The organism is Campylobacter concisus, from assembly GCF_015230015.1.
GTDB lineage: Bacteria > Campylobacterota > Campylobacteria > Campylobacterales > Campylobacteraceae > Campylobacter_A > Campylobacter_A concisus_AF.
On the sequence record NZ_JAAKZC010000005.1, the window covers coordinates 94,717 to 118,188 of the forward strand.

A 23,472-nucleotide genomic window follows, 5' to 3' on the forward strand; every position below is an offset into this window, starting at 1 on the left:
TTTATTCCTCTTTTTTACCTTTTTCCTCTTCTTCAAGCTCTACAAGCCTGCTTTCAAGACCATTTTCTTCTTCGTAGTTTTTGATGATCTCTCTAACTCTTTTTCCCTCGATAGTCTCTTCTTCATAAAGTGCTGAGACCATGTTTTCAATGGCACCTTTATAAATTTCAAGAAGACCAAGCACAGCTGTATATCTCTCATGAAGAAGTGCTTTTACAAACTCATCAACCTTTTCAGCCATCTTGTCGCTATAGTCTTTTATGCTTTGTCCGCCATTTAAAAATGTCGCACGTTGCTTTTCAAGTACCATAAGACCGGCGACATCGCTCATACCATACATGCTAACCATAGCTTTTATGATATCAGTTGCACGCTCTAGATCGTTGCTAGCTCCAGTTGATATCTCTTTTATAAATACCTCTTCAGCAGCCCTACCAGCCAAAAGCACATCCACTTCTGCAAGTAGTTCATGCTTTTGCATCATAAATTTATTCTCTTCAGGTGTATTTAGCGTATAGCCAAGCGCTGCAAGACCGCGTGGTACGACTGAGACTTTTGTCACTCTTTTTGCACCTTTTGTTAGCTCAGCTACCAAGGCATGGCCGCTTTCATGGTAAGTGACTATCTTTTTCTCTTTTGGATTTACGCGACGTGATTTTTTCTCTAAACCAGCTATCGATCTCTCGACAGCCTCCACTAGATCAGCCTGCTCAACAAAAGTCTTTGACTTACGACCTGCAAGAAGTGCCGCCTCATTTATGATATTTTCAAGATCAGCACCTGCTAAACCAGTAGTAAGCCTTGCGATATCCTCGATATTTACATCTTTGCCGATTTTAACATCTTTCATATGGACTTTTAAGATGTCGCAACGTCCTTTAAAATCAGGCTTATCAACAAGCACTTGCCTATCAAATCTACCCGGTCTTAAAAGTGCAGCATCTAAAACTTCAGGTCTGTTTGTAGCTGCTATAACGATGACTGGCGACTTATCCGCATCAAAGCCGTCCATCTCAGAAAGAAGCTGATTTAGCGTCTGCTCTCTCTCGTCATTACCACCCATCGGACCAGAATTTCTGCTCTTACCGATCGCATCGATCTCATCTATAAATACAATCGCTGGAGCCTCTTTTTTTGCATTTTCAAAAAGATCTCTAACTCTACTTGCACCAACGCCAACAAACATCTCAATGAAGCTTGATGCCGACATAGAGAAAAATGGCACGCTAGCCTCGCCCGCAACAGCTCTTGCAAGAAGCGTTTTACCAGTGCCTGGAGGGCCAACTAGCAAAATACCTTTTGGAATTTTAGCTCCAAGTCTTAGGTATTTATCTGGGCTCTTTAGATAATCAACTATCTCTTGAACCTCTTCTTTTGCCTCTTCAACGCCTGCGACGTCATCAAATTTAACTTTTGGCTTTTCAGAATTTATAAGCTTTTTCGCACTTCCTATGCCAAGTATGCCACCGCCGATATTCTTTTGCATACGACTAGCGATAAACATCCAAATAGCAAAAAATATAAATACCGGTATGATCCATGAAAATATAAGATCTCCAAACCAGTTATTTTCGCTATAAACACTGTAAGTTATGCCGTTTTGCTCAAGTATGCCAATGAGTGTTGGATCACTTATGCGCTTTGCAAGATAGATGGTTTTATCGTTACCAACGCCTTTTATCGTTGTTTCAGATATCGCAACTTCATTTAATTGCTTATTCTTTAGCATATCCTTAAATTCAGAATAAGCTATCATCTTGCTTTGAGCGTTGCTACCAAGCCCAAAAGTACCACCTAGTCCGTCGCCGCTAAAGCTTCTAAAAGCTAGAACTATAACTATCGCAAAAATAGCAAAGATAAAGATGGGATTTTTGTTGAAAAATCCGTTATTATCGCCATTATTTTGGTTATTATTTTGATTATTCATCCATTTCCTTATAAACAAAGCTAACCCAATCATTAGCATGTTTTATCTCAATTAGTTCCAAATCCTTAAACGTATCTTTAATCCTATCTTCGTATTTGTTCAAAATTCCAGACAATACTAAATAGCCGCCTTTTTTAAGCGATTTTTTCAAGTCATTTGAGAGCATAAAAATGACATCAGCAATAATATTTGCTACAACGATATCATATTTTTGCTCTAAATTTGCAATAGAACCTGTCCAAATTTTATTAAATTTAACCTCATTTAGCTGGGCGTTACTTAGCGAACTTTGCGTGGCCTGCTCGTCTGTATCGCAAGCATCGACCTTGCAGCCAAGCTTTGCTAAAGCTATGCTTAATATCCCGCTTCCACATCCCACATCTAAAGCGCTATCGCCACTTTTTGCATATTTTTGTAAAAGTTGCAAGCAAGAATTTGTGCTTTCGTGGTGCCCTGAGCCAAAGGCTAGCGCTGGGTCGATTATGATATTTGTTACGCCATTAAGTGGCTCTTCCCAGCTAGGTCTAATATAAATTTTATCAACCAAAATAGGCTTAACTGCCTTTTTATATTCGCCTAGCCAGTCTTTATTTTCTTTTAAATTAAGAGAAATTTTTAAATCATTTGGAATTTTACGAACGCTAGAGAGCCCTTTTGCATACTCTTCGACACCCCAAGCTATATCTTTTAGATCATACTCTTCCCTGATGATGATCTCATGATCTAGCTCTTCTACACAGGTAACCCCAAAAGAGAAAACTAACTCTAAAATTTCATCATAAAAATTTGATGTTTTGATGCTTAATTCGTAAAATTTATCTTTCATTAACCAAGAACGTCTTCAAGCTTCTCTTTTAAAACTTGTGGCGTAAAAGGTTTAACGATGTAGTTATTAACACCTGCTTTTAAAGCTGTTATAACCTCGGCTTTTCCGCCCTCTGTTGTTACCATTATGATAGGCATATCAACATATTTTTGCTCAGCTCTTACTTTTTTAACAAGCTCAAGACCGTTCATCTCAGGCATGTTCCAGTCAGTAATAAGAACCTCAATACCCTCGTTTTGTGTCAAGATATTCCAAGCTTCAAGCCCGTGCTCAGCCTCGAGAATTTCTTGATGTCCTAACCTCTGCAAAGTATTTTTTATGATCCTTCTCATTGTTGAGCTGTCATCTACAACCAAAATCTTCACATAATATCCTTTTAGTAAAAATTGCCCTATTCTAGCTAATTAAAATTTATAAAAGCTTTAACGCTAGCCAACTTGTTTGAAAGCATCTTTTAAATCAAGTCGTCCCTCATAGTAAGCTTTACCAACGATCACGCCAGCTATCTCATTTGTCTTTTTAAGTGCTAAAATGTCGTTTATATCGCTCACACCGCCACTTGCTATGGTCTCAAGCTTGCTGCTTCTAGCTATTTGCAAGCTAAAATCAACATTAACTCCGTCAAGCATTCCATCTTTGTTAATATCGGTGCAAATCACAGCTTCTACACCCACATCTGCAAATTTTTTTGCAAGATCGACCGCTTTTATATTTGAAACCTCGCCCCAGCCTTGCACTGCCACATAGCCATCTTTGGCATCAATGCCAACTACGACCCTGTAAATTCCAGCCATTTTTGCTGTAAATTCTGGATCACGAAGGGCAACCGAGCCAAGGATCACTCTACTAACTCCAAGGTCCAAATAGCGCTTTATACGCTCTTCATCCCTTATGCCACCGCCAACTTGCACCTTTAAATTTGTAGCTTTTACTATCTTTTCGATCGTGTTAAAATTTATAGTTTCTCCTGCAAATGCTCCGTCAAGATCAACCACATGCAGCCATTTTGCACCGTAGCCTTCAAACCTCTTAGCAAGCTCGCTTGGCTCGTTGCTGTAAATTTTAGCGCTTTGCATGAGCCCTTTGCTAAGCCTAACTGCTTGCCCCTCTTTTAGATCTATCGCTGGGAAAATTTCCATCACAACCTCGCAAAATTTTCTAAAATTTTAAGCCCAACCTCGTGGCTTTTTTCCGGATGGGGCTGAAAGCCAAAGAGATTTTCATGCTGCACCGCGCTTGTAAATTCATAGCCATAGCCCGTCTTTGCAAGTGCAAATTTATCATCGCAAACCACGTGATAGCTATGCACAAAATATAAATACTCAAGCTCTTTAAGCCCTAAATTTAAAGGACCATTTTGTTTAAAGCTAAGCGCGTTCCAGCCAACGTGTGGGATCTTTAGTGGTCTGTCAAATTTAGCTTCATCAAATTTAACAACCTCTCCTGGCAAAAGAGAAAGCCCCTCATGCTCGCCAAATTCAAAGCTCTTTTCAAACAAAAGCTGCATACCAAGGCAAATTCCCATAAAGGCTTTTCCACTTTTTACAGCCTCTTTTATCGCTTCATCCATGCCGTTAAATTTAAGCTTTTTCATCGCCTCACCAAAAGCTCCAACGCCTGGTAAAACGATGTGTGAGTGGTCTTTTAAACTCTTGGGCTCACTTACTAAAACGCACTCATGCCCAAGAAATTTAAAAGCATTTATCACGCTTTTGATGTTGCCCGCGCCATAATCAATAATAGCGATCATCTGTTCTCTTGTCTTTTTACGCTAAAGAGATAAAAGCTAAGTGCCGCCATTAGCATAGCCACGCCGCCTATTAGATAGATAGCGTTTATGATATTTTCAGGTGCGGTGATAGCAAATTTAAAGACCAACATGAGCGCTTCGATGGCAAGTGCGATGATGATAGAGCCGATAAATCTAACCATCGTCTTATAAATAACGCTATTTTCTTCGTGATTTTTGCCCAAAACCTCTTCTTCAAATATCGTCTTAACAAGGTCAAAAATGGCAAGGGCCAGCGTTAAAATAATGGTTGATTCAAAAATTTCTTCGACATTTATATGCTCGATACTCTTTGAGATAAAGCTCTTTACGCCGTGCCAAAATAAAAACGCGCAGATCATAAAAAGCGATGCACAAAAGAGCGCATAAACTGTCTTTAAAAATCTACCAAAGTGCTCCTCGACAAAGCCACTATCGACCATATTTAGGATATTTTCTAGGCTTATGTCGATGCAGGCGATAAATTTAAGCTCATTTTTTTCATTATAGATAGGCACGCTTGCAGTAACGCATAAACCTCCATTTAGGCTTGATGGATATGGGTCACTTAAAACGCACCTTTTCTCGCGCACAGCGGTGTAGTAGTAGGCTTTGTTTGCGCGGTTTTCGCCTTTTGGAATTTTATACTTTTCATTTAGGCTGATCGAGTCTTCGATCTGTATGCCATTTTCGTCCAAAATGTATAGTGCGTCAAAATTTTCTATCTCGTGGCTGATCTTATCAAAGCCAGCTTTTATGTTTTCTAAGCACACTCCAGGCAGTCTATTTGGCAAATTTCTACTAAACAAATAGCAGATATACGCCCTTGCCTTATATCTCGTGTCACTAAATCTCTTAATATCTTTTATAACCAAAATTAGCCTTTTAAATTTAATGCATGATTAAACTCTGGCACTATTACCTTAAGAGCAGGTGCTACCTCGTCATCTTCAAGCTGCAAAAGCCCATTTATCTGTGAATTTAAAAGGGTCAGATCATAAGGCTGTGAGTGTGTCACGAAGATCGACTCATACTTAGTTTGAACGTCATCTTTGTTGATAAGTAGCTCCTCATAAAGCTTCTCGCCAGGTCTAAGCCCCACAAATTCGATACCCAGATGCTCTTTGTTTGAAAGCAGAAGCATCTTTTTAGCAAGATCGACGATCTTAACTGGCTCGCCCATGTCAAGCACGAAAAGCTCTCCGCCTTTTGCGATAGAGGCTGCTTGAAGGACTAGCTGACACGCTTCAGATGTAAGCATAAAGTACCTTGTGATCTCTGGGTGCGTGACGCTTAAAGGCTTGTTTGCAGCGATCTGCGCCTTAAATTTAGGTATGACTGAGCCACTTGAACCAAGGACGTTACCAAAGCGCACACAAACTATCTCGCAGACACCTGCTTCGTTTGAATTTAGCGCATAAAGCTCGCAAACACGCTTGGTTGTGCCCATTATGTTTGTTGGACGCACAGCCTTGTCTGATGAGATCATGACAAATTTCTTAGCACCATATTTTTTCGAAAGATCGACTGCATTTTTTGTGCCAAGGATGTTGTTTTCAACTGCTGAGCGAGGGTTTAGCTCGCAAAGTGGCACGTGCTTATAAGCTGCCGCGTGGATAACGATCTCTGGTCTAAATTCTTCAAAAACCTCTTCAAAGTCTTTTAAATTTGTGATATTTACGAGCTTGCTAACAGTTCTTTTATCTCTTGTATCTTCGCCTATTTTATAAAGGTTAAACTCGCTGTGTTCAACCATTATAAGCTCACTTACGCCATATTTCAAGCACTGCTTACAAATTTCGCTTCCTATACTACCGCCAGCTCCAGTAACAAGCACTCTTTTATCTTTTAAGAAATTTGAAATAGCCTCTGGATTTAGGTCTTTTGGCTTTCTAGCGAGCAGATCTTCGATCGAGATATCTTTGATCGGCTCATTTTCGATAAGCGAAAAGAGTTTCATATCTCTTATGCCATATCCAGTTAGCTCATCAACTAAAGCTTGAAGCTCGTCTTGATCGAGCGCTAGTGCGATGATAGCAGTCTTTGCGTCGTAGTCTTTTATAAGGCTTGGTATATCTTTTTTATCTTGAACTAAAAATCCATCACAATATGTGCCAACAAGATCGCTTCTACCATCTACCACACCAACTGCATAGTAGTCAAGATAGCCCTGCTTTAAGCCACGTAAGACGTGAAGCGCCTTTGAGGTTGCACCTATAACGATACAAGGCTCGCCTTTGTGAGGTCTGTTTGAAAAGTCAAGTACCATACGCTTTGAAATTCTCAAAAGCCCGATAAGCAAGCACGAGATGAGAAGGTCGATAAAGATGACACTTCTTGGATAAGGATTTAAAAAATCTTGTATGATGAAAAATACGATTGTAAATAAGATCGCTGCACAAACGTGAGCTAGGAAAATTTTACGTGCTTCATTTAAGCCAAAAAATCTCCACGGCACCTTGTAAATTTTAAACATCCACATGAAAAAAAGCTTAAATACGATCAAAAATCCAGCCGTTACAAAAAGTCCTTGCACGTAGATATCCGGGATGTCGGCGTTAAACCTTAAAAGATATGCTGCATATATCGAAAAAACAAATATAAAAACATCGCCAAGAAGGAAAAATACGAGCCTTTTTAACTTCGTTGCATGAAACATTTACGCATTTTCCTTGACTATTTTTATCACTCTTTCTTGCGTCTCCTCGCTCATATCACTGCCGCTTGGCAAGCAAATTCCTCTTGAAAATAGATCTTCGCTATATCCATCAACAAAACTTAGCGCGCCTTTAAATACTGGCTGTAAGTGCATAGGCTTCCAAAGTGGGCGGCTCTCGATGTTTGCATCAGCTAGTGCTTTTATAACTTTTAAATGTGCATCTTTTTTAGCAAAAACGCCAGTTGTGAGCCATCTGTTGCCACGAGAATTTGGCAGCTCTGGCATAAATTCTAAAACGTCGCCAAGCTCTTTTTCATAAATTTCAAAGACTTTTCTCTTTTGCTCGACTCTCTTTTCTAAAACCTCCATCTGAGCCACGCCAATAGCACCTAGGACGTTGCTTAAGCGGTAGTTGTAGCCATAGTCTTTGTGCTCGTAGTGAAGCAGCGGCTCTCTTGCTTGTGTGCTGTAAAATCTAGCTTTTTCTACAAATTCGTTATCTCCAACTAGCATGCCGCCACCTGAAGTGGTGATGATCTTGTTGCCATTAAAGCTATATCCGCCCATCACGCCAAATGTGCCAAGTGCCTTGCCACCGTAAAATCCACCAAGTGCTTCAGCTGCGTCCTCGACCAAAGCGATGCCCTCGTTTTGGCAAATTTCGCAAATTTCTTTCATCTTTGAAGCTTGTCCATAAAGATGAGTGACGACTAGCGCTTTTGGCTTTTTAGGTAAATTTGAGATCGCTTTTTTAAGTAGTTCTGGGCTTAAATTCCAGCTCTCGTCGCTATCTATAAAGACTGGAGTTGCCTTTTCATAAAGTATCGGCGAGACCGAAGCCATAAAAGTAAAGCTAGAAGCTAGCACAAGATCGCCCTCTTTTACGCCAAGGACGCGCAGTGCTAGGTGAAGTGCCGCAGTTCCAGCGCATAGCGCAAGCGCATCTTTAGCGCCAGTGTAGCTTTTTATGCTATCTTCAAATTTATTGACATATTCGCCAAGTGGCGCTATGTAGTTGCTTTCAAAAACTTTTTTTATATATTCTTGCTCTTTTCCACTCATATTTGGTGGAGATAAAAAAACCCTATCCATTTTCATACCTTTCGTGATTTTTTGGCGATTTTAGCACTTATTTTTAAATTTATATCTTAGCACGCTCGCACGCAGGCACGCCATACGCCTTTATGCCATCTTTTATATCTCTAACGACGACGCTTCCAGCACCGATGATACAGTTGTCGCCTATCTTTATACCTTGAATGACGCTTGAGCCAATGCCAATATGTGTAAATTCGCCAACACTTACGTTTCCAGCAAGGGCTGCATTTGGGCTAATGTGAGCAAATTTGCCTATCACGCACTCATGCTCGATAACCGCTCCAGAGTTTATGATAGCGCCCTCTTTTATATGGGCTTTTGCGTTTATCACGGCATTTGGCATGACAACCGCACCTTTTTCTATCACGGCACTCTGGCTCACAACCGCGCTTTTATGGATCAAATTTACTATCTCAAAGCCAACATCCTCTACTTTTTGGCTGATCTTTTGCCTAGTTTTATTATCGCCTATGGCTATTATGATGTCAGCTTTTTCAAGCTCTGGGCTAAATTTACGCTCGCTAGCATCATCTAAAAAAACTATCTCATCATAGCCATTATTTATAGCGATGTCAGCGACTACAAGGCCATGCCCACTCGCTCCGTAGATGTAAATTTTATTAGTTTTTGCCATTAAATTTCTCCGTCGTCGCCTGTCCCTCTTTGCTAACGCCACTTCGCTTTAGCACCTTCTCCACCGTCTGCAAAGCGATCTTTACATCAAGCATAAAGCTTAGATTTTGAGCGTAATAGACGTCGTACTCAAATTTTTTCTCCCAGCTTATGGCGTTTCTGCCATTTACCTGCGCTAAGCCCGTGATACCAGGGCGCACATCGTGGCGATGCTTTTGCGTTTCGTTATAAATGGGTAGATATTCAACCAAAAGCGGCCTTGGACCTATGAAGCTCATATCGCCTTTTAGCACGTTAAAGAGTTGTGGTAGCTCATCAAGGCTAAGTGAGCGGATCAGTTTGCCAAATTTACCAAGACGCTGTTCATCTGGCAAGAGCTCGCCATCTGCGTCACGCTCGTCACTCATCGTCTTAAATTTATAAATTTTAAAAATTTTCTCATTTAGCCCTGGTCTTGCCTGCGTAAAAATAACATCACGGCTTACCTTAAAATAGATAAAAATCGCCGTTGCTATTATGATAGGCGACGTTAAAATGAGCAAAAACAAAGCTCCCAAAATGTCAATCACCCTTTTTAAAAAATTTCTATACATCTATAAATTTCCTATAAATTTCTATATATCTTTTTGCGATTTGCTTCTCGTCAAACTCGCTTACTGCCCAGTCCCTGCCATTTTGCCCAAGCTTAGCGCAAAGCTCCTCGTCATCAAGCAAAATTTTGATCTTTTCTGCTAGGTCGTTTGCGTCTTTTACCTTACATAAAAGTCCGTTATAGCCATCTTTTACGGCTTCATTGCAGCCTGTCACGTCGCTTGCAACGACTGCTTTTGCCATACTCATCGCCTCTAAAACCGTTCTTGGAAACCCCTCTTTATAACTAGGAAGTGCCAGTAAATAAGAAGCCTTTAAAAGCTGCGGTATGTCGTTTCTTGCTCCTAAATAGCGCACTTTACCACCTTTTAAAAAGGCCTCGTCTGCGGTTGATTTATTGCCACTAAAGCCCTCGCCAACAAAGACAAATTCGCAGTTTTTGTAACCATTTAAAATTTCAGCTGCCTCGTAAAATTCACGAACACCCTTATGCCACATAGCTCTTGCGATCATGAGAACCACTTTTTTTTCACCAAGGTCAGCTGCTTGCGTGATGGCCGGGTCAAATTTAGCAGTATCCACGCCGACACTTTTTATGCGGTACACCTTGCTTTTATCTATCAAATTTCTTGAGATCAGATAGTCTGGATCTGCGTCATTTACGAAGATGCAAGCATCAGCCTTTGCAAAAGAGAGCTTATAAAGGCTCTCCATGACAAAACGCACAGCCTTTGTCTTAATATCATCATCGATATAAAAGCTACCAAGCCCTTCAACCAAATTTATCACGTGCTTTATGCCAGCGTTTTTAGCGGCAAACGTGCCAAAGACATTTGACTTGTGGGCACCAGTTTGAAGCAGGTCTAAATTTAGCTCACCTAAAATTTGAGATAGTTTTTTTGAGTTATTTATCACAGTTAGCGGATTTAGGCTCGCCTTATCAAGCTCGTAGGTGACGGTGTGAAAGCTTTTAGCAAGCTCATTAGTGAAATTTCCTTTTGGAGCGATAGCAAAAACTTCATGCCCCATATCTTTTAAAGCCTGCATAATAGGACGTCTAAAAAAGTGTATGCTCATATCAGCGTGGCTTAAAAATCCTATCCTTGCCATCTCTACCTCTTTAGCCTATAAACTTTTGCCGCCCCGTCAAGTATGACTGGTTCAAAGACTTTTGGATCATATCTTTCTAGCACGAAAAGCTGGATGTAGGCGCTATTTAAAATGCTCTCATCAAGGATGATAAATCTGCCATAATCCCTCATATAAATGACAGAAATGTTTGACATTTCGTTATTTTTATACTCTTTTACATTTAGCTTGCCAGCCTCGTTGTAGTCGGTCTCTATGAAAGATCTTAGCGGTAAGACATTGCCATCATAGATCAAACTTGTGACATCGCTTGTTAGTGTAAATCCACCACTTAGCCTAATGCCTTTTTCACTTTGCGAGATCGCTCTTGTGGTGACAAAAAGTCCGTTGTTTAAATTTTTACCGCTTTTTAGATCGATCTTGCTAAACTGTAAAATGGTTGGGAAAATGCTAAGCATCCTATCTGGCAGGTAGTAGTAAATCTCCCTTGTCTTTGCTGGTAGGCTAAAATTTGCCTCTTTTATCTCGCTAAAAAACTGATCAACGCTTAAATTTCTATCTTTTAAAATTTGAGCCAAGTTGCCATTAAAGTGCTCTTTGAAATTTCGCTCCGTATACTCAACATCAAGCCTTGCCATATTTGCTGAGCTCATCTCGTCGCTTCCAAGCGCAAAGCTTACGGCAAAATTTTCACGTCCAAGGTGCTTTCCGCCGTCAATTAGCGTCTTAACATCGCTGTAATATCTGATCGGATATCCATAGTCCCACCACGCAACCACGTAGTCCTCGCGTCCTGCGATGCTTTTTAGCTTGTTTAAAATTTCAACCTCTTTATTTACAAAGACTGGCTCAGCCTTGTAGCCATAGATGTGAATGAGCGCTGGAGCAAGCACTAAAGCTGCTATGAAGGCTCTTATGAGATTTAGCACGGCTCCTTTTAGCTTTAAATTTGCAAGCACAAACTCTACTAAGTAGCCAAAGCCAAGCGCCATGATAGGCACGGCATAAATGGTAAATCTAAGGCCGCTTTTAAAGGCCAAAAAGCCAAGTGCGAGCATGCCAAGCGAGACGGCAAATGAGCGGTGCTTGTAGCAAAAAAGAGCGACGCCAGCAAGCGAGATCAAAAATGTGATGACATTTGCGCTGATCCTCTCGCAAAATAGCGTAAAATCAACGACGCTTGACTCTTGGATAGTTTGATTGACATTAAAAAAGTGAAAGCTCATGCCGCCAACTTCAGGTGCATCTCTAAAGACGTAAAATTTAAGCTGAAAGATTATCGGATTTAGCCCACCACGGACGACAAAGACGATAAATATAACCGCCAAAATGCCAAGAGCAAATTTTAAATTTATCACCTCTTTTTTAAGTAGGCAAAGTGCGTAAATAACGATAACAGCGATAAATTTAAGAGTTAGATCAAGGTTTGAGATAGCGAGTAAAAGCAGCGAAATTTCAAGGTAAAAGAGTGGATTTTTCCTATCAAAAACGAGCGTATAAAGCAAAAATAGCCCAGTTAAAATGCTAATAAGCGAAAAGGCGCTCATATACCACCACATATAGATAAGCACGCTTAAAGGCGCTATTATCAGGCTCTTTGCGTCCTTTTTTTCAAGCACTCTAACAAGCCCCCAAACGACAAAGACACTAAGAGTGATAATGAGCATGTCGGTGTCGTAGTAGCCTGCCATTGTGCGGTTGTAGTAGCTATTTGCGACGACGGCAAGAAGTGCAGCGATGAAGCCAGCCATTTTTGCTTTGTATTCATTTGCGATCAAGATAACAGGCACGGCCACAAGCGATGAGAAAAATACGCTCATATAAATCATCGCCGTCTCAAGCTTGACACCTAGAAATTTCACGATCCAGTAAGTAAGCGTCGAGAGCGGATAGCCGTAGTAGCTAAGGTCGTTTTCTTGGTGAAAGCCAGCTAGCATATCCCTTGCCCCCTCAGCAAATGCGTAGCCGTCGTTTGTGCTGATCATCAGCTCGTTGTTCCAGAAAAAGACTGGATACTCGCTCGCCCAAAAGACCCAGTAAAGCCTGCAAACCATGCCAAAGAGGACTGCGGCAAATATCATAAGGTATAAAGAGTAATTTTTAAAAAATAAATTTCTATTCATTAGGATTTTCCAAAAAATTTATAAGCTTGCTCGCTATGTTTTCACTATCAAAAAATTTAGCCCGATTATACGCAACATTTTCAAAATTTTGCCTTATTTCACGCTCGTTAAGCACCTTTATCATCGCCTCTTTCATCGCATTTTCGTCATCAACAGGCACTAAGATGCCAAACTCACTCTCGCCCAAAAGCTCCTTTGCGCCGCTCTTATGCTCGGTTGAGATGATGGTTTTTTCACATGCTAGTGCCTCCAAAAGGACATTTGAAAAGCCCTCAAAACGTGAAGCACAAAGCAAGCAAGAGGCGTTTTTTATATGCCTAAAAGGATTTTTATCAGTGCCAAGAAGCTTTACTCGTTCACCCACGCCAAATTTATCTATCAAATTTTGTAGCTCATCCTTTAAAGGCCCTTTGCCAAGAATGCCAAGCGTGGCACGAGGGTCGTTAATCAAAGCGATTATTTTTATTAGCATGGCTTGATTTTTACCGCTATCAAGACGGCCTATGTTTATGAAAAATGGCTTAAAACCATCCTCAAGCGGCTCATTTTTTAGCAAATTTATAGTTTTTAGATCAAGGGCGTTATAAAGCACCTTTGTCTTTGCCTCGCTCATACCAAAATTTCGCACCAGATCCTCTTTATTGCCAGCTGCATTTGCGAGGATTAGATCAGCTTTTTTATAAAGATGAGTGAGTAAAAATTTATTAACTCGCCCGCTTAGATCATTTTTATATAGGATCGACGGGCAGCTTCGCTCGCTGATAACTAGCCTAGTCTTTAGCCCTAAAATCCTAGCAACCCCAGCGATATAGCATGGGCGGTTCATCAGCACAAACTGCGTGTCGATGTTTAAGCTTTGACAGAGCTTTTTATACTTAAAGGCAAGCAATGGCATCGCTAAAAAGAGCCTTGCAAGCTTCTTTAGCCCACTCTCGTAAGGATCGCTATTTTCTATAAAGTGGATCTGCACCTCGCTTGGGATCTCGTAAGCGATGACCTTGCTCATTAAGATGAGATGAACTTCATAACGTTTTACCAAAAATGGCAGTAAATTTGCCACATTTCGCTCAGCCCCGCCAGGCCCCATTGAGTATAAAAAAACGGCTAATTTTTTCACTTGCTAACAACCTTTTTTATAAATTCTCGCCACTGTTTGATGATATTTTCTTTGCTAAATAAATTTGCACTTTCACTGGCGTTTTTTGCTAGTTTTTGCCTTAAATTTTCATCTTTTAAAAGTATCTCAAGCTTATTTTTTAGATCATTTGCGTCGCCATTTTTAAAGATAAGCCCGTCTATGCCCTCTCTAATAAGCTCTCTTGCGCCCACGGTGTCGCTACTTAGCCTAGCGCAACCAAAAGCGCCTGATTCTATTAGCACATTTGAAAGCCCCTCGCTTCTTGAGCTAAGAGTGAAAATTTTTGCCTCGCTATAAAGCTTACTAACATCGCTCATGTGACCTAAAAATTTGATATTAAGCCCTAAATTTGACGCCATTTGCTTCAGTTCGGCCTCCTGCCTGCCACTGCCTGCGATCTTTATCTCCCAGCCATCAAGCAAGCTCTTATCTACCTTACTAAGCGCCTCAAAATAGATATCATAGCCCTTTACCGCCTCCAGCCTTGCCACGCTTAAGATGATGTTTTGCTTCTCGCAAATTTCAGGCACGTCGATAAAAAGTGGGTTGTGGATGACCTCACGATTTTTGGCAAATTTATAGTAGTCGTAGTCGCTTTTACTTAGCACGCTTAAGCCATCTACAAAGCGGTAGCTAATATCACGCATAGTGCTTGCGATTTTGCTTTTTAAGTAGCTGTGCTCGTGATGCTCGGTTGCTATTAGTTTGCTCTTTAGCCCAGCATTTGCCAGCACGCAAGCGACGTTCGTCCAGTCGATAAAGCTCATTATAAGATCAGCCCTTTGCTCCTTAAAAAGCGCTCTAAGAGCGAGGATTTTCTTAAATTTCAAAGCGAGCCCAGAGCCACTCACATTAAGATTTATGATATTTATTTTTTCATTAAATTTATAAAGTCCAAGATCCTCTTCAAGAAGAGCGATAGTGATCTCATTGTCTTTGCAAAGCTCATTTGCAAGCACGTTTAGCACACGCTCAGCTCCGCCATTTCTAAGTGCGGCGATGACAAAAAGAATTTTCACTTCACACCTCCAAGCCTTAAAAGCTCCAGCCATTTTTTATAAATTTGCTCCACACTAAACTCATCAAGTCTAGCCCTTGCGTTTTTGACAAATTCGCCCATTTTTGCCTCATCTTGCAGCATTTTTGCAAGCTTTTCGCTCATCTGATCAGCGTCATTTATCTCGCAAAGCAAACCATCAAAGCCATCTTTTATAAGCTCTTTTGCCCCGCTAGTTCTTGTCGCAACCCGCACACAGTCGTAGTTTATCGCCTCTATCAAGGTGTTTCCAAGACCCTCGAAATTTGAGCAAGAGAGCAGCACCTTTGCTCTTTTATAAAGCGAGGCTATGTCGCTTACGTTACCTAAAAACTCTACATCAGCGCCCAAGCTTTTAGCTAAATTTTCTAAATTTGCCCTCTCGCCGCCATCTCCAGCGATAGCGAATTTATAGCCGCTTTGCTTTAAGCTTGCAGCCACTCTTACAAACATTTCGCAGTTTTTTATCTTATTTAGCCTGCCAACAAAGATGACTAAATTTTCTTTATCAAAGCTCTCGTTGCGCACCTCTTCAAAGAGTGGGTTGTAAATTTTCATCACATTTTTGCAAAATTTTGAGTAGTAGCCAAGATCCTCGTCGCTTAGGACGCTAAGTGCGTTTGCAAATGGATAGCTTATGCGTCTTAGCACCTTAAAAATGGCTCTTTTTGGCGCAAGATAGTTTGTGTGCTCGCTTATGATTATAGGCATTTTTAGCCCAGCCGAGCTAAAGAGAACCAAGGTATTTACGGCGTCTAAAAATGATATCACAGCGTCAAATTTGCCCTCTCGTATGAGTGCTCTTAAAGCAAGCACCTTTGAAACTCTCTTTTTTAAATTTCCAACCAAGCCAAGCTCATCAGCCCCAACGCCTAAATTTATGAGCTTCACACCACTTGCTAGCTCGTAAAATGGCTCGTCCTTGTCAAATTTAACAAGGCTTACATCGTGATCCACGCTAAATCTTGATGCGATCACCGCGCAAACTCGCTCCGCACCACCACTTCTAAGCGTTGATGTGACAAATAATATCTTCATACGCCAAACCTTTGTTTGATCTTTACACGTAGCTTTGAGAGTGCCGGTAAAATGCCACTTGGAAGCGGACTAAGCAGCAAAAATATAAGCGCCTCTTTGCTAAATTTAATGCTTAAACTTTTAAAGATACATCTTAACATCAAGCCATATTCGCCTGCTATTTTGGCGTAGTAAGCGGCGTTTTTATACTGCAAGGCTAGAAATTTTGGCTCGTTTTTTATAGCGATGTCGTAATGCAAATTTGCTGTTTTTATGTAGGCGTTTGCGACGCTTAACGCGTGTTTGCCTGCATTTAGCGTGGCACTATCGCTTCTTGCGATGCGATAGATATAAAGTGGCTTTTTAAGATAAAAGACATTTTTTTCAAAAAAGCGGATATAAAGCTCATTCTCGCCGCCAAAACTGCTCTCGTCAAATCTAAAGCCGTCTATAAATTCACGTGAAAAAAGCTTAAAATACTCGCCATTTATCCGCCCGCAGTGATAATCAACCTTGCTCATCGCCCCACTCTTGCTATATGGGCTTCTACCAGCTATCATCTCGGTCATCACGCCATCTTTTTCGCAGATCGCGTCTGCAAAAACGCACGAATACTCGCCACTTTTTAAAATTTCATAGCACTCTTTGATCGCCTCAGGTAAAAGCTCATCGTCATCGTCAAGCAAGCAAACAAACTCGCCTGTTGCGTTGTCAAAGCCGTTATTTTTGTTGCCATTTGGACTTTTTTTGTGGGCGGTGTTTTTTACAAATTTGATCCTAGTATCGTTAAAACTCTTGCAAATTTCACTCGCACTCTCGTCATCGCCGTCGTCAGTTACTATGATCTCTAAATTTTCATAGCTTTGAGTTAGGGCACTTTTTATGGCCTTTTTTAAAAGCTCTGGACGCTTATAGGTCGCTGTTACGACGCTGATTAACGGCCCCATCATCTAGCCCCTTTTAAAAATTCTCTCATAGCCCTGAAGCTTTTCAAGCCTTGAGAAAAGTATAAATTTAAATGTTTTTATGTAGGCCTTTAAATTTGCGCTGTATCCTCTCTCAAGGCGCTCACCTTCGATATTTGAGCCACTTAGATCAGTTGGGTGTGCGAAAAGATCGCAAAAATACATCTGCATATCATTAACGCCAAGCAAATAGTCCCAAACATCGGTCGTGCAAAGCGCATTTTTGTGGATTTGAAGCAAATTTTTAGCACTTTTTTTAGTTAGCACGTAAGCCCCTGCTCTATAAATGCTTGAAAATGAGTGTTTTGAAACCTGCCAAAGTGGCTTACTTAGGCTACTATCCACCTTTTTGCCAAAGGCGCTAAACCTGCCCTCTAGCCCATCTTGCATGCCACATATCAGCACGCTGTTTTCAGGCATCTTACTAGCTGCTAAAAAGGCCTCTTTTATAGCCTGATCATCTCCTATCACATCATCTTCAAAGATGAGAGCAAATTTGGCTTCACTTGCCAAAAACGCCTCATAAGCCTTCACGTGCGAGAGCGAGCAGCCAACCTCAGCAGGGCTTAAAATCTTGCCGTAAGCTTTAAATGAGGGCGAAATGATCTTGTAGTACTCCCTTGCGTTTAGCTCCCTACCGTCTACTGCGTCTATTAGCTTAAAGCTGTCATAAGAGCCAAATTTCTGCTGCAAAAGCTCTCGCCTTTTAGTGTCTTTTGCCAAAGAGATCAGATAAATTTCATCCATTTAAGACCTTTTAAATTTTTTTAAAATTTTACGCCAGACTATGCCTCGCTCGAAGGCACTAAAAAACAAAAAATATCCCAAAATATAAGCTGCGCCGGCGTATATCGCAGCAAAAATTGCAAATTTTAGCCAGTTATCTAAGCTCACAAGGTCCTTGCAAGCAAACATCGCAAGCACGCAGAGCGCAAAAACGGCTAAATTTTTAAAATAAACCCCATAAAACGTGCTGAGCCTTACCTCTAAATTTAAGGCTGCATTTATGAGGTCAAAGCCAAGAATTCTTATGCTATAAAAAACCGCTGCGACGATAACTATGCCATAAACGCCGTAGTCACTAAATTTAAGCAGTGCGATCTGCGCTATGATCGTGCTAACGCCAAGGATAGTGTTGGCGATGGCTGGTCGGCGAAGCTTGTTTGTCGCGCTATCAAGGTTAAAAAGCGAAAAAACAAAGCTTATAAAGACGATCGGCACAAGCGTGATCATCGAGATATTGTAGATAAATTTGACCTCGTCCGCACTTTTAAAAGGCAGCCAAAGCGTGTAGAAATCAAGCCCAAAAACAACGAAAAATGCAGCCGGAGCGCTCATCACAAAAGCGATCACCTTCATTGAAAATTTGGCCTCTTTTATGAGGTCAGTGATCAAATTTTTTGAGTAAAGCTCGACAAATTTTGGCGCGAAGATACCGCTAAGCTGCGCTACAAAGCTCTCCAGTATGATAGGGGCGGCCTTGGCGACTGAAAGAAGACCCGTGGCGTTTGCATTTACAAAAATGTTGCAGATAAATAGGTCCATGCCTGTTAAAAGTATGCGGTTTAGCGCGTTAAAACTATTCCAAATGCCAGAGCTTAAAAGCTCTTTTATCTTAGAAAAGTCAAATTTACTAAGGCTAAATTTTAGCTCTGGCGTGATGCGAGCCGACATAAAAATGGTGCTAAAAAAGACAAAAAGGCTAGCAACTAGCGCTGAAATGGCGATATATGAGATAAATGGCTTAAAAAAGTAAAAAAGTGCGACGATAAGCGTTGCTAGGATCGCGCTTGAGATGGCGTTTCTGATGGAGAGTAAATAAAGCTTGTTTGTCACAAAGGCACAGACCGTCAAAACACCGTTAAATAGCCCAACGCAGAAATTTATAAAGTAAAAAACAAGGGTCATTCTCACGTCAAAGAGTAAATTTTCAGGGACGTTTAAAAAGCTTTGCAAATTTAGTATAAAAATAGAGCTAAGCACCACAACAACGGCGCAAAAGAAGATATTTACAACAAGCACCGATGAGTAGTATGTGTTTGCAAGGCTTAGATCTTTTTTGTGCCACGCATGAGCGACAAAGCGGCCGCTCACTGAGTTTATCGCCACGCTCACGACTGCGGCGTAGCTAACGATGGCGTTACTAAGGCCGACAAAGCCAAAAGCCTCGTTGCCAAGGCTCTTTAAGATAAATGGCGTAAGAAAAAAATTTATGCCCATTGAGACGACAAAAACGACGATTGAGCTTATTAGATTGATTAGCATTATATTTTAACCTTTGAAATTTAGCCCAAAAGCTAAATTTGAAAAGAAAAAACCAAAAAATTTAGCCGCCAAGCCAGATGGCAAGGCAGCTATGTAAATTTTAAATTTAATACTCACTTACAGCCTAGCGTCAGCCTCTGGGTAGATATTTTTTATATCATAAACCAAGTGGCCTTTTAGGTTGAGCTTTTTAAATTCATTGTGAGCTACGGCGATCACGATGCAGTCGTAGTCGTCTAGGTTATACTCTTTTACTAGATCAAAGCCGTACTCATGTTTTACCTCAGCGCTATCAGCCCAAGGGTCGGTCACATCGACCTTGCAGCCAAAGTCTTTTAGCTCATCAACCACGTCTATAACGCGAGAGTTTCTTATATCTGGGCAGTTCTCTTTAAATGTCATACCAAGAACAAGCACGCGCGCTTTGTTGATAAGCACGCCTTTTCTTATCATTAGTTTTATCACTTGATCGGCTGCGTATCTGCCCATATCATCGTTGATGCGGCGACCTGCTAGGATCATTTCAGGGTTGTAGCCCACTTCTTGAGCTTTGTGAGTTAGGTAGTATGGATCTACGCCGATGCAGTGACCGCCGACTAGTCCTGGGCGGAAATTTAAGAAATTCCACTTAGTGCCAGCCGCCTCTAAAACGTCTATGGTGTTGATGTGAAGCTTTTCAAACAGCATCGCAAGCTCGTTTATAAAGGCGATATTGATATCGCGCTGAGTGTTTTCGATGACCTTTGCAGCCTCTGCTACTTTGATGCTTGAAGCTTTGTGAGTGCCAGCTGTGATGATAGAGCGATAAATTTCATCGACCTTGTCAGCGATCTCTGGAGTTGAGCCACTTGTGATCTTTTTGATCTTTGTAACAGTGTGCTCTTTATCGCCTGGGTTTATGCGCTCTGGAGAGTAGCCGCAGAAGAAGTCTTTATTAAATTTAAGCCCGCTCTCTTCAAGAAGCGGCACGCAAATTTCTTCTGTAACGCCTGGATAAACGGTGCTTTCATAGACAACGATGTCGCCTTTTTTAAGCACTTTTGCCACGCTCTGGGTCGCTTTTACCACTGGGGTTAGATCAGGGCGTTTGTTCTTATCTATAGGAGTTGGGACGGTTACGATGAAGAAGTTGCAGCTTCTGATGTCATCTAAATTTAGGCTAAATTTCATGCCATTATCGATCGCTTTTTTCATCTGCTCGTTGCTAAGTTCAAGCGTTCTATCATAGCCACTTTTAAGCTCTTCTATACGTTTTGCATTTACGTCAAAGCCGACTACTTCGTACTTCTCACTAAAAGCTGCTGCTAGTGGAAGTCCCACATATCCAAGTCCTACTACTGCTATTTTCATTTCTCTTTCCTTTTTAAAATTTTTGGTTTTATTGTTTTTATACGTTCATAAATTCTTATCTCTGTACTAATAATGCTATTAATGCCATGATTTTAAATAACCTTATAATTATTTTTTACTTAAGTGTTTCATTTCTCTTTCCTTTTTAAAATTTTTGGTTTTATTGTTTTTATACGTTCATAAATTCTTATCTCTGCGCCTACACCTTGTGGAGTTACGATCTTGATGGGGCTAGCGCCAGGCAAAATTTGAGCAAATTCATAATAAATTTGCCTCTTTTTATTTTTGCCGTTGCAAGGCTTAAGAGGCTCATTATCTGCGCTAAATTCATAATAAACCCCGCTTTTATCCTCTTTTTTATCTAAATGTCCGCCCTCTAGCATAGCAAATTCACAGTCTGTTTGCATCTCTTTAAAAAATGCAACTTCATATTTAAAATAATCAACCGGCATCTTTGAGACAGGCAGCTCAAAAACCTGCTCTTGCGTCTTTGCCTCGCTATTGCCTGAAGCCTCGCTAGCTAAAAGCGCAAAAGGCAGCAAAAAAACTATGAGAGATAAAATTTGCTTCATGCTTTAACGCCTATTTGAAAGTATTTAAAGCCATGCTCGGCTAAAACTCTAGCGTTATACTGGTTGCGTCCATCAAAGATGACGGCATTTTTTAACCTCTCTTTGATCTCCATAAAATCAGGCGATCTAAACTCGCTCCACTCAGTTACAAGCACCATAGCATCGGCGTTATCAAGAGCATCGTACTTATTTTTAGCATATTTCACATCTAAATTTGGCATATATTTTTTAGCTTCTTCGCTTGCTTTTGGATCGTAAGCGACCACTTTTGCGCCAGCCTCATCTAAAAGCTTTATCAAAGTTAGCGAACTAGCCTCTCTCATATCATCGGTATTTGGCTTAAACGCAAGTCCCCAAAGTGCGATCGTCTTGCCCTTTAGATCGCCTCCAAAGAAGTTATAAATTTTCTCAAATAGCACTCTTTTTTGAGCCTTATTTCTTGACTCGACCGCGTTTAAAAGCTCTGGCTCAAAGCCGTTTTGCCTAGCCGTGTAGATAAGCGCCTCAACGTCTTTTGGAAAGCAGCTGCCGCCATATCCGCAGCCTGGATAGATGAAGCTATATCCGATCCTTGAGTCGCTGCCGATACCCTTTCTTACTAAATTTACATCAGCGCCCACACGTTCGCAGATATTTGCTATCTCGTTTATAAAGCTTATTTTCGTTGCTAGCATCGAATTTGCAGCGTATTTTGTCATCTCGGCTGATTTTACATCCATGCAAATGAGCCTGTCGTGATTTTTCATAAATGGCTCATAAAGCTCTCTCATCACGCTAAAGCCCCACTCGCTACTAGCTCCGATAACTACGCGGTCTGGCTTTAAAAAGTCCTCAACCGCAGCGCCCTCTTTTAAAAACTCTGGGTTTGAGACTACTTCGAATTTAACCTCTACATTTCTCTTTTTAAGCTCAGCCTCGATCACCTCGTGCACCTTAGCTCCAGTGCCCACTGGAACGGTTGATTTATCAACTACGATTAGTGGTTTGCTTAAATTTTCTCCGATCGACTTTGCAACTGATAGGACATATTTTAAATCCGCCTGCCCATCAGCGCCCATAGGCGTGCCAACTGCGATAAATAGCACATCTGCATGCTCTAGCGCCTCGGTTATCTGCGTGCTAAATTTAAGCGAGCCGTTTTTATAGCAGTCACTCACTATATCAGCAAGTCCTGGCTCATATATCGGCACGACGCCGTTTTTTAGCGCCTCGATCTTTTGGCTATCGACATCGACGCAGATGACGCTGTTGCCCATCTTAGCAAAGCATGCACCACTTACTAGTCCAACATATCCAGTTCCAATTACTGCTATTTTCATGTTTTCCCTTAAATTCTCTTTTCCCACTCAAGGGCAGTTTTTATGATGAGCGCTAGATCGTCTCTTTTTGGCTTCCAACTAGTTAGCGAGCGCAGTTTGCTTGCGTTTGAGATAAGGATAGCTGGGTCACCGTCTCTTCTTGGCGCATTTAGCACCTTGAAATTTACTCCGCTTACTTTTTTTGCGGTTTCTATCACCTCTTTTACGCTAAATCCTCTGCCATATCCCACGTTAAAAGTCTCGCTACCATTTTGGCCGATATACTCCAGCGCGCTTATATGGGCGTCTGCTAGGTCACTCACGTGGATGTAGTCTCTAACGCATGTGCCATCTTTTGTCGCGTAGTCATCGCCAAAAATTCCCATGCTCTCACGCTTGCCAAGTGCTGTTTGCACGGCTACTTTGATAAGGTGCGTGGCGTTTGGATAGTTTTGACCGATAAGCCCCTCTTCGTCTGCGCCTGCGACGTTGAAGTAGCGAAGTATCGCAAATTTGAAATTTTCATTTGAAGCAGCGTAGTCTTTGATGATCTGCTCGCTCATTAGCTTGCTTCTGCCGTATGGATTTATCGGGTTTGTAGGCGTTGTTTCGCTCACCTCCGCCACGTCTGGCTCGCCATAAACCGCAGCAGTTGAGCTAAATATAAATTTATTTACATTGTAAGTTTTTGCGTATTTTAGCACCCTTGCGACGTTTGCGGTGTTGTTTAGATAGTATTTTAGCGGCTCGCTCATACTCTCAAAGACCTCGATAAACGCTGCAAAATGAATGATCGCATCAAATTTGCCATTTGCAAAAATTTCGCTTAGATCATCTTCTAAATTTGCGTTTATAAATTTAAAATTTCCTATCTTTTGGAGTGCCTCAAGTGCTTTTTGTGAGCCCTTGCAGAGATTGTCGATGATGGTTATCTCATCTTTGCCTTGCTTTAAAAGTGCTTTTACTACGTGGCTGCCGATATATCCAGCTCCACCTGTTACTAAAATCTTCAAGTTTAAGCCTTTCATTAAAAGTGGTTAATTTTATCAAAAATAGAGTAAAGCAAAAGTAAAGTAAGGTTAGTTTTTAAATTTTGCTTGAAGACTGCATGGATAGG

The 23,472-nt window shown here is 41.0% G+C and carries 22 protein-coding genes; all 22 read right to left on the minus strand.

Annotation, left to right across the window (positions count from 1 at the left end):
• Window position 1 precedes the first annotated feature (1 nt).
• The 22 genes from ftsH to galE all read right to left on the minus strand — a co-directional run bounded on the left by ftsH (window position 2) and on the right by galE (window position 23,368).
• Window positions 2-1,927, minus strand: coding sequence for an ATP-dependent zinc metalloprotease FtsH (gene ftsH / locus G6W42_RS04150; RefSeq protein ID WP_194173060.1), 1,926 nt, complete (start codon window positions 1,925-1,927; stop codon window positions 2-4).
• Entirely contained in the window at window positions 1,920-2,753 is an 834-nt protein-coding gene (locus G6W42_RS04155; protein WP_194173061.1) for a 50S ribosomal protein L11 methyltransferase, read from the minus strand. The genes ftsH and G6W42_RS04155 overlap by 8 nt, the downstream gene beginning before the upstream one ends.
• Window positions 2,753-3,118, minus strand: a complete 366-nt coding sequence (locus G6W42_RS04160; RefSeq protein WP_002939933.1) for a chemotaxis response regulator CheY — start codon at window positions 3,116-3,118, stop codon at window positions 2,753-2,755. The genes G6W42_RS04155 and G6W42_RS04160 overlap by 1 nt, the downstream gene beginning before the upstream one ends.
• Before the next feature lie 63 nt (window positions 3,119-3,181).
• Window positions 3,182-3,892: a 1-(5-phosphoribosyl)-5-[(5-phosphoribosylamino)methylideneamino]imidazole-4-carboxamide isomerase gene (gene hisA / locus G6W42_RS04165; RefSeq protein ID WP_194173091.1), complete on the minus strand. Its 711-nt coding sequence runs from the start codon at window positions 3,890-3,892 to the stop codon at window positions 3,182-3,184.
• Window positions 3,892-4,503: an imidazole glycerol phosphate synthase subunit HisH gene (gene hisH / locus G6W42_RS04170; RefSeq protein ID WP_194173062.1), complete on the minus strand. Its 612-nt coding sequence runs from the start codon at window positions 4,501-4,503 to the stop codon at window positions 3,892-3,894. Before hisH ends, hisA begins: the two co-directional genes overlap by 1 nt.
• Complete coding sequence (locus G6W42_RS04175; RefSeq protein WP_009294679.1) at window positions 4,500-5,396, minus strand: PDC sensor domain-containing protein; 897 nt, start codon at window positions 5,394-5,396, stop codon at window positions 4,500-4,502. The genes hisH and G6W42_RS04175 overlap by 4 nt, the downstream gene beginning before the upstream one ends.
• 2 nt (window positions 5,397-5,398) lie before the next feature.
• Window positions 5,399-7,180, minus strand: a complete 1,782-nt coding sequence (gene pglF, locus G6W42_RS04180; RefSeq protein WP_103601582.1) for a UDP-N-acetylglucosamine 4,6-dehydratase (configuration-retaining) — start codon at window positions 7,178-7,180, stop codon at window positions 5,399-5,401.
• Window positions 7,181-8,272, minus strand: a complete 1,092-nt coding sequence (gene pglE / locus G6W42_RS04185) for a UDP-N-acetylbacillosamine transaminase (protein WP_194173063.1) — start codon at window positions 8,270-8,272, stop codon at window positions 7,181-7,183.
• 49 nt (window positions 8,273-8,321) lie between these two features.
• The gene (pglD, locus tag G6W42_RS04190) at window positions 8,322-8,912 is read right to left on the minus strand and encodes a UDP-N-acetylbacillosamine N-acetyltransferase (protein ID WP_194173064.1); all 591 of its coding nucleotides are present in this window, start codon (window positions 8,910-8,912) and stop codon (window positions 8,322-8,324) included.
• Window positions 8,899-9,504 (minus strand): undecaprenyl phosphate N,N'-diacetylbacillosamine 1-phosphate transferase, encoded by a 606-nt coding sequence (pglC, locus tag G6W42_RS04195; protein ID WP_194173065.1) that lies wholly within the window; start codon window positions 9,502-9,504, stop codon window positions 8,899-8,901. Before pglC ends, pglD begins: the two co-directional genes overlap by 14 nt.
• On the minus strand, window positions 9,497-10,612 hold the full coding sequence (pglA, locus tag G6W42_RS04200; RefSeq protein WP_194173066.1) for a N,N'-diacetylbacillosaminyl-diphospho-undecaprenol alpha-1,3-N-acetylgalactosaminyltransferase: 1,116 nt from the start codon (window positions 10,610-10,612) through the stop codon (window positions 9,497-9,499). Before pglA ends, pglC begins: the two co-directional genes overlap by 8 nt.
• A 2-nt stretch (window positions 10,613-10,614) precedes the next feature.
• Window positions 10,615-12,714 (minus strand): STT3 domain-containing protein, encoded by a 2,100-nt coding sequence (locus G6W42_RS04205; RefSeq protein WP_194173067.1) that lies wholly within the window; start codon window positions 12,712-12,714, stop codon window positions 10,615-10,617.
• A complete protein-coding gene (gene pglJ / locus G6W42_RS04210; protein ID WP_194173068.1) occupies window positions 12,707-13,831 on the minus strand; it encodes an N-acetylgalactosamine-N,N'-diacetylbacillosaminyl-diphospho-undecaprenol 4-alpha-N-acetylgalactosaminyltransferase in 1,125 nt (374 codons plus the stop codon). Before pglJ ends, G6W42_RS04205 begins: the two co-directional genes overlap by 8 nt.
• A complete protein-coding gene (locus G6W42_RS10745) occupies window positions 13,828-14,871 on the minus strand; it encodes a glycosyltransferase (protein WP_194173069.1) in 1,044 nt (347 codons plus the stop codon). The genes pglJ and G6W42_RS10745 overlap by 4 nt, the downstream gene beginning before the upstream one ends.
• Entirely contained in the window at window positions 14,868-15,926 is a 1,059-nt protein-coding gene (locus G6W42_RS04220) for a glycosyltransferase (protein WP_194173070.1), read from the minus strand. Before G6W42_RS04220 ends, G6W42_RS10745 begins: the two co-directional genes overlap by 4 nt.
• Window positions 15,923-16,855 (minus strand): glycosyltransferase family 2 protein, encoded by a 933-nt coding sequence (locus G6W42_RS04225; RefSeq protein WP_194173071.1) that lies wholly within the window; start codon window positions 16,853-16,855, stop codon window positions 15,923-15,925. Before G6W42_RS04225 ends, G6W42_RS04220 begins: the two co-directional genes overlap by 4 nt.
• Window positions 16,856-17,617 carry a glycosyltransferase family 25 protein gene (locus G6W42_RS04230; protein WP_194173072.1) on the minus strand — a complete coding sequence of 254 codons (762 nt, stop codon included), beginning with the start codon at window positions 17,615-17,617 and terminating at the stop codon, window positions 16,856-16,858.
• Window positions 17,618-19,135: an MATE family efflux transporter gene (locus G6W42_RS04235; RefSeq protein ID WP_194173073.1), complete on the minus strand. Its 1,518-nt coding sequence runs from the start codon at window positions 19,133-19,135 to the stop codon at window positions 17,618-17,620. It abuts the gene before it with no gap.
• A 117-nt stretch (window positions 19,136-19,252) separates the two neighbouring features.
• The gene (locus G6W42_RS04240; protein WP_103571625.1) at window positions 19,253-20,485 is read right to left on the minus strand and encodes a nucleotide sugar dehydrogenase; all 1,233 of its coding nucleotides are present in this window, start codon (window positions 20,483-20,485) and stop codon (window positions 19,253-19,255) included.
• Window positions 20,486-20,613: 128 nt separating this feature from the next.
• Entirely contained in the window at window positions 20,614-21,057 is a 444-nt protein-coding gene (locus tag G6W42_RS04245; protein WP_194173074.1) for an ecotin, read from the minus strand.
• The gene (locus tag G6W42_RS04250; protein ID WP_194173075.1) at window positions 21,054-22,376 is read right to left on the minus strand and encodes a UDP-glucose dehydrogenase family protein; all 1,323 of its coding nucleotides are present in this window, start codon (window positions 22,374-22,376) and stop codon (window positions 21,054-21,056) included. The genes G6W42_RS04245 and G6W42_RS04250 overlap by 4 nt, the downstream gene beginning before the upstream one ends.
• Before the next feature lie 8 nt (window positions 22,377-22,384).
• On the minus strand, window positions 22,385-23,368 hold the full coding sequence (gene galE / locus G6W42_RS04255) for a UDP-glucose 4-epimerase GalE (protein ID WP_194173076.1): 984 nt from the start codon (window positions 23,366-23,368) through the stop codon (window positions 22,385-22,387).
• Between the last annotated feature and the right edge of the window lie 104 nt (window positions 23,369-23,472).

What these genes read in the sequence shown, in the direction of transcription:
- G6W42_RS04240 (WP_103571625.1), bottom strand. Translation starts at nt 20,485, where the DNA reads ATGAAAATAGCAGTAGTAGGACTTGGATATGTGGGACTTCCACTAGCA.
- hisA (WP_194173091.1), bottom strand. Translation starts at nt 3,892, where the DNA reads ATGGAAATTTTCCCAGCGATAGATCTAAAAGAGGGGCAAGCAGTTAGG.
- ftsH (WP_194173060.1), bottom strand. Translation starts at nt 1,927, where the DNA reads ATGAATAATCAAAATAATAACCAAAATAATGGCGATAATAACGGATTT.
- G6W42_RS04225 (WP_194173071.1), bottom strand. Translation starts at nt 16,855, where the DNA reads ATGATGGGGCCGTTAATCAGCGTCGTAACAGCGACCTATAAGCGTCCA.
- pglE (WP_194173063.1), bottom strand. Translation starts at nt 8,272, where the DNA reads ATGGATAGGGTTTTTTTATCTCCACCAAATATGAGTGGAAAAGAGCAA.
- G6W42_RS04220 (WP_194173070.1), bottom strand. Translation starts at nt 15,926, where the DNA reads ATGAAGATATTATTTGTCACATCAACGCTTAGAAGTGGTGGTGCGGAG.
- pglA (WP_194173066.1), bottom strand. Translation starts at nt 10,612, where the DNA reads ATGGCAAGGATAGGATTTTTAAGCCACGCTGATATGAGCATACACTTT.
- G6W42_RS04245 (WP_194173074.1), bottom strand. Translation starts at nt 21,057, where the DNA reads ATGAAGCAAATTTTATCTCTCATAGTTTTTTTGCTGCCTTTTGCGCTT.
- G6W42_RS04250 (WP_194173075.1), bottom strand. Translation starts at nt 22,376, where the DNA reads ATGAAAATAGCAGTAATTGGAACTGGATATGTTGGACTAGTAAGTGGT.
- hisH (WP_194173062.1), bottom strand. Translation starts at nt 4,503, where the DNA reads ATGATCGCTATTATTGATTATGGCGCGGGCAACATCAAAAGCGTGATA.
- G6W42_RS04205 (WP_194173067.1), bottom strand. Translation starts at nt 12,714, where the DNA reads ATGAATAGAAATTTATTTTTTAAAAATTACTCTTTATACCTTATGATA.
- pglC (WP_194173065.1), bottom strand. Translation starts at nt 9,504, where the DNA reads ATGTATAGAAATTTTTTAAAAAGGGTGATTGACATTTTGGGAGCTTTG.
- pglF (WP_103601582.1), bottom strand. Translation starts at nt 7,180, where the DNA reads ATGTTTCATGCAACGAAGTTAAAAAGGCTCGTATTTTTCCTTCTTGGC.
- pglD (WP_194173064.1), bottom strand. Translation starts at nt 8,912, where the DNA reads ATGGCAAAAACTAATAAAATTTACATCTACGGAGCGAGTGGGCATGGC.
- G6W42_RS04235 (WP_194173073.1), bottom strand. Translation starts at nt 19,135, where the DNA reads ATGCTAATCAATCTAATAAGCTCAATCGTCGTTTTTGTCGTCTCAATG.
- G6W42_RS04155 (WP_194173061.1), bottom strand. Translation starts at nt 2,753, where the DNA reads ATGAAAGATAAATTTTACGAATTAAGCATCAAAACATCAAATTTTTAT.
- G6W42_RS04230 (WP_194173072.1), bottom strand. Translation starts at nt 17,617, where the DNA reads ATGGATGAAATTTATCTGATCTCTTTGGCAAAAGACACTAAAAGGCGA.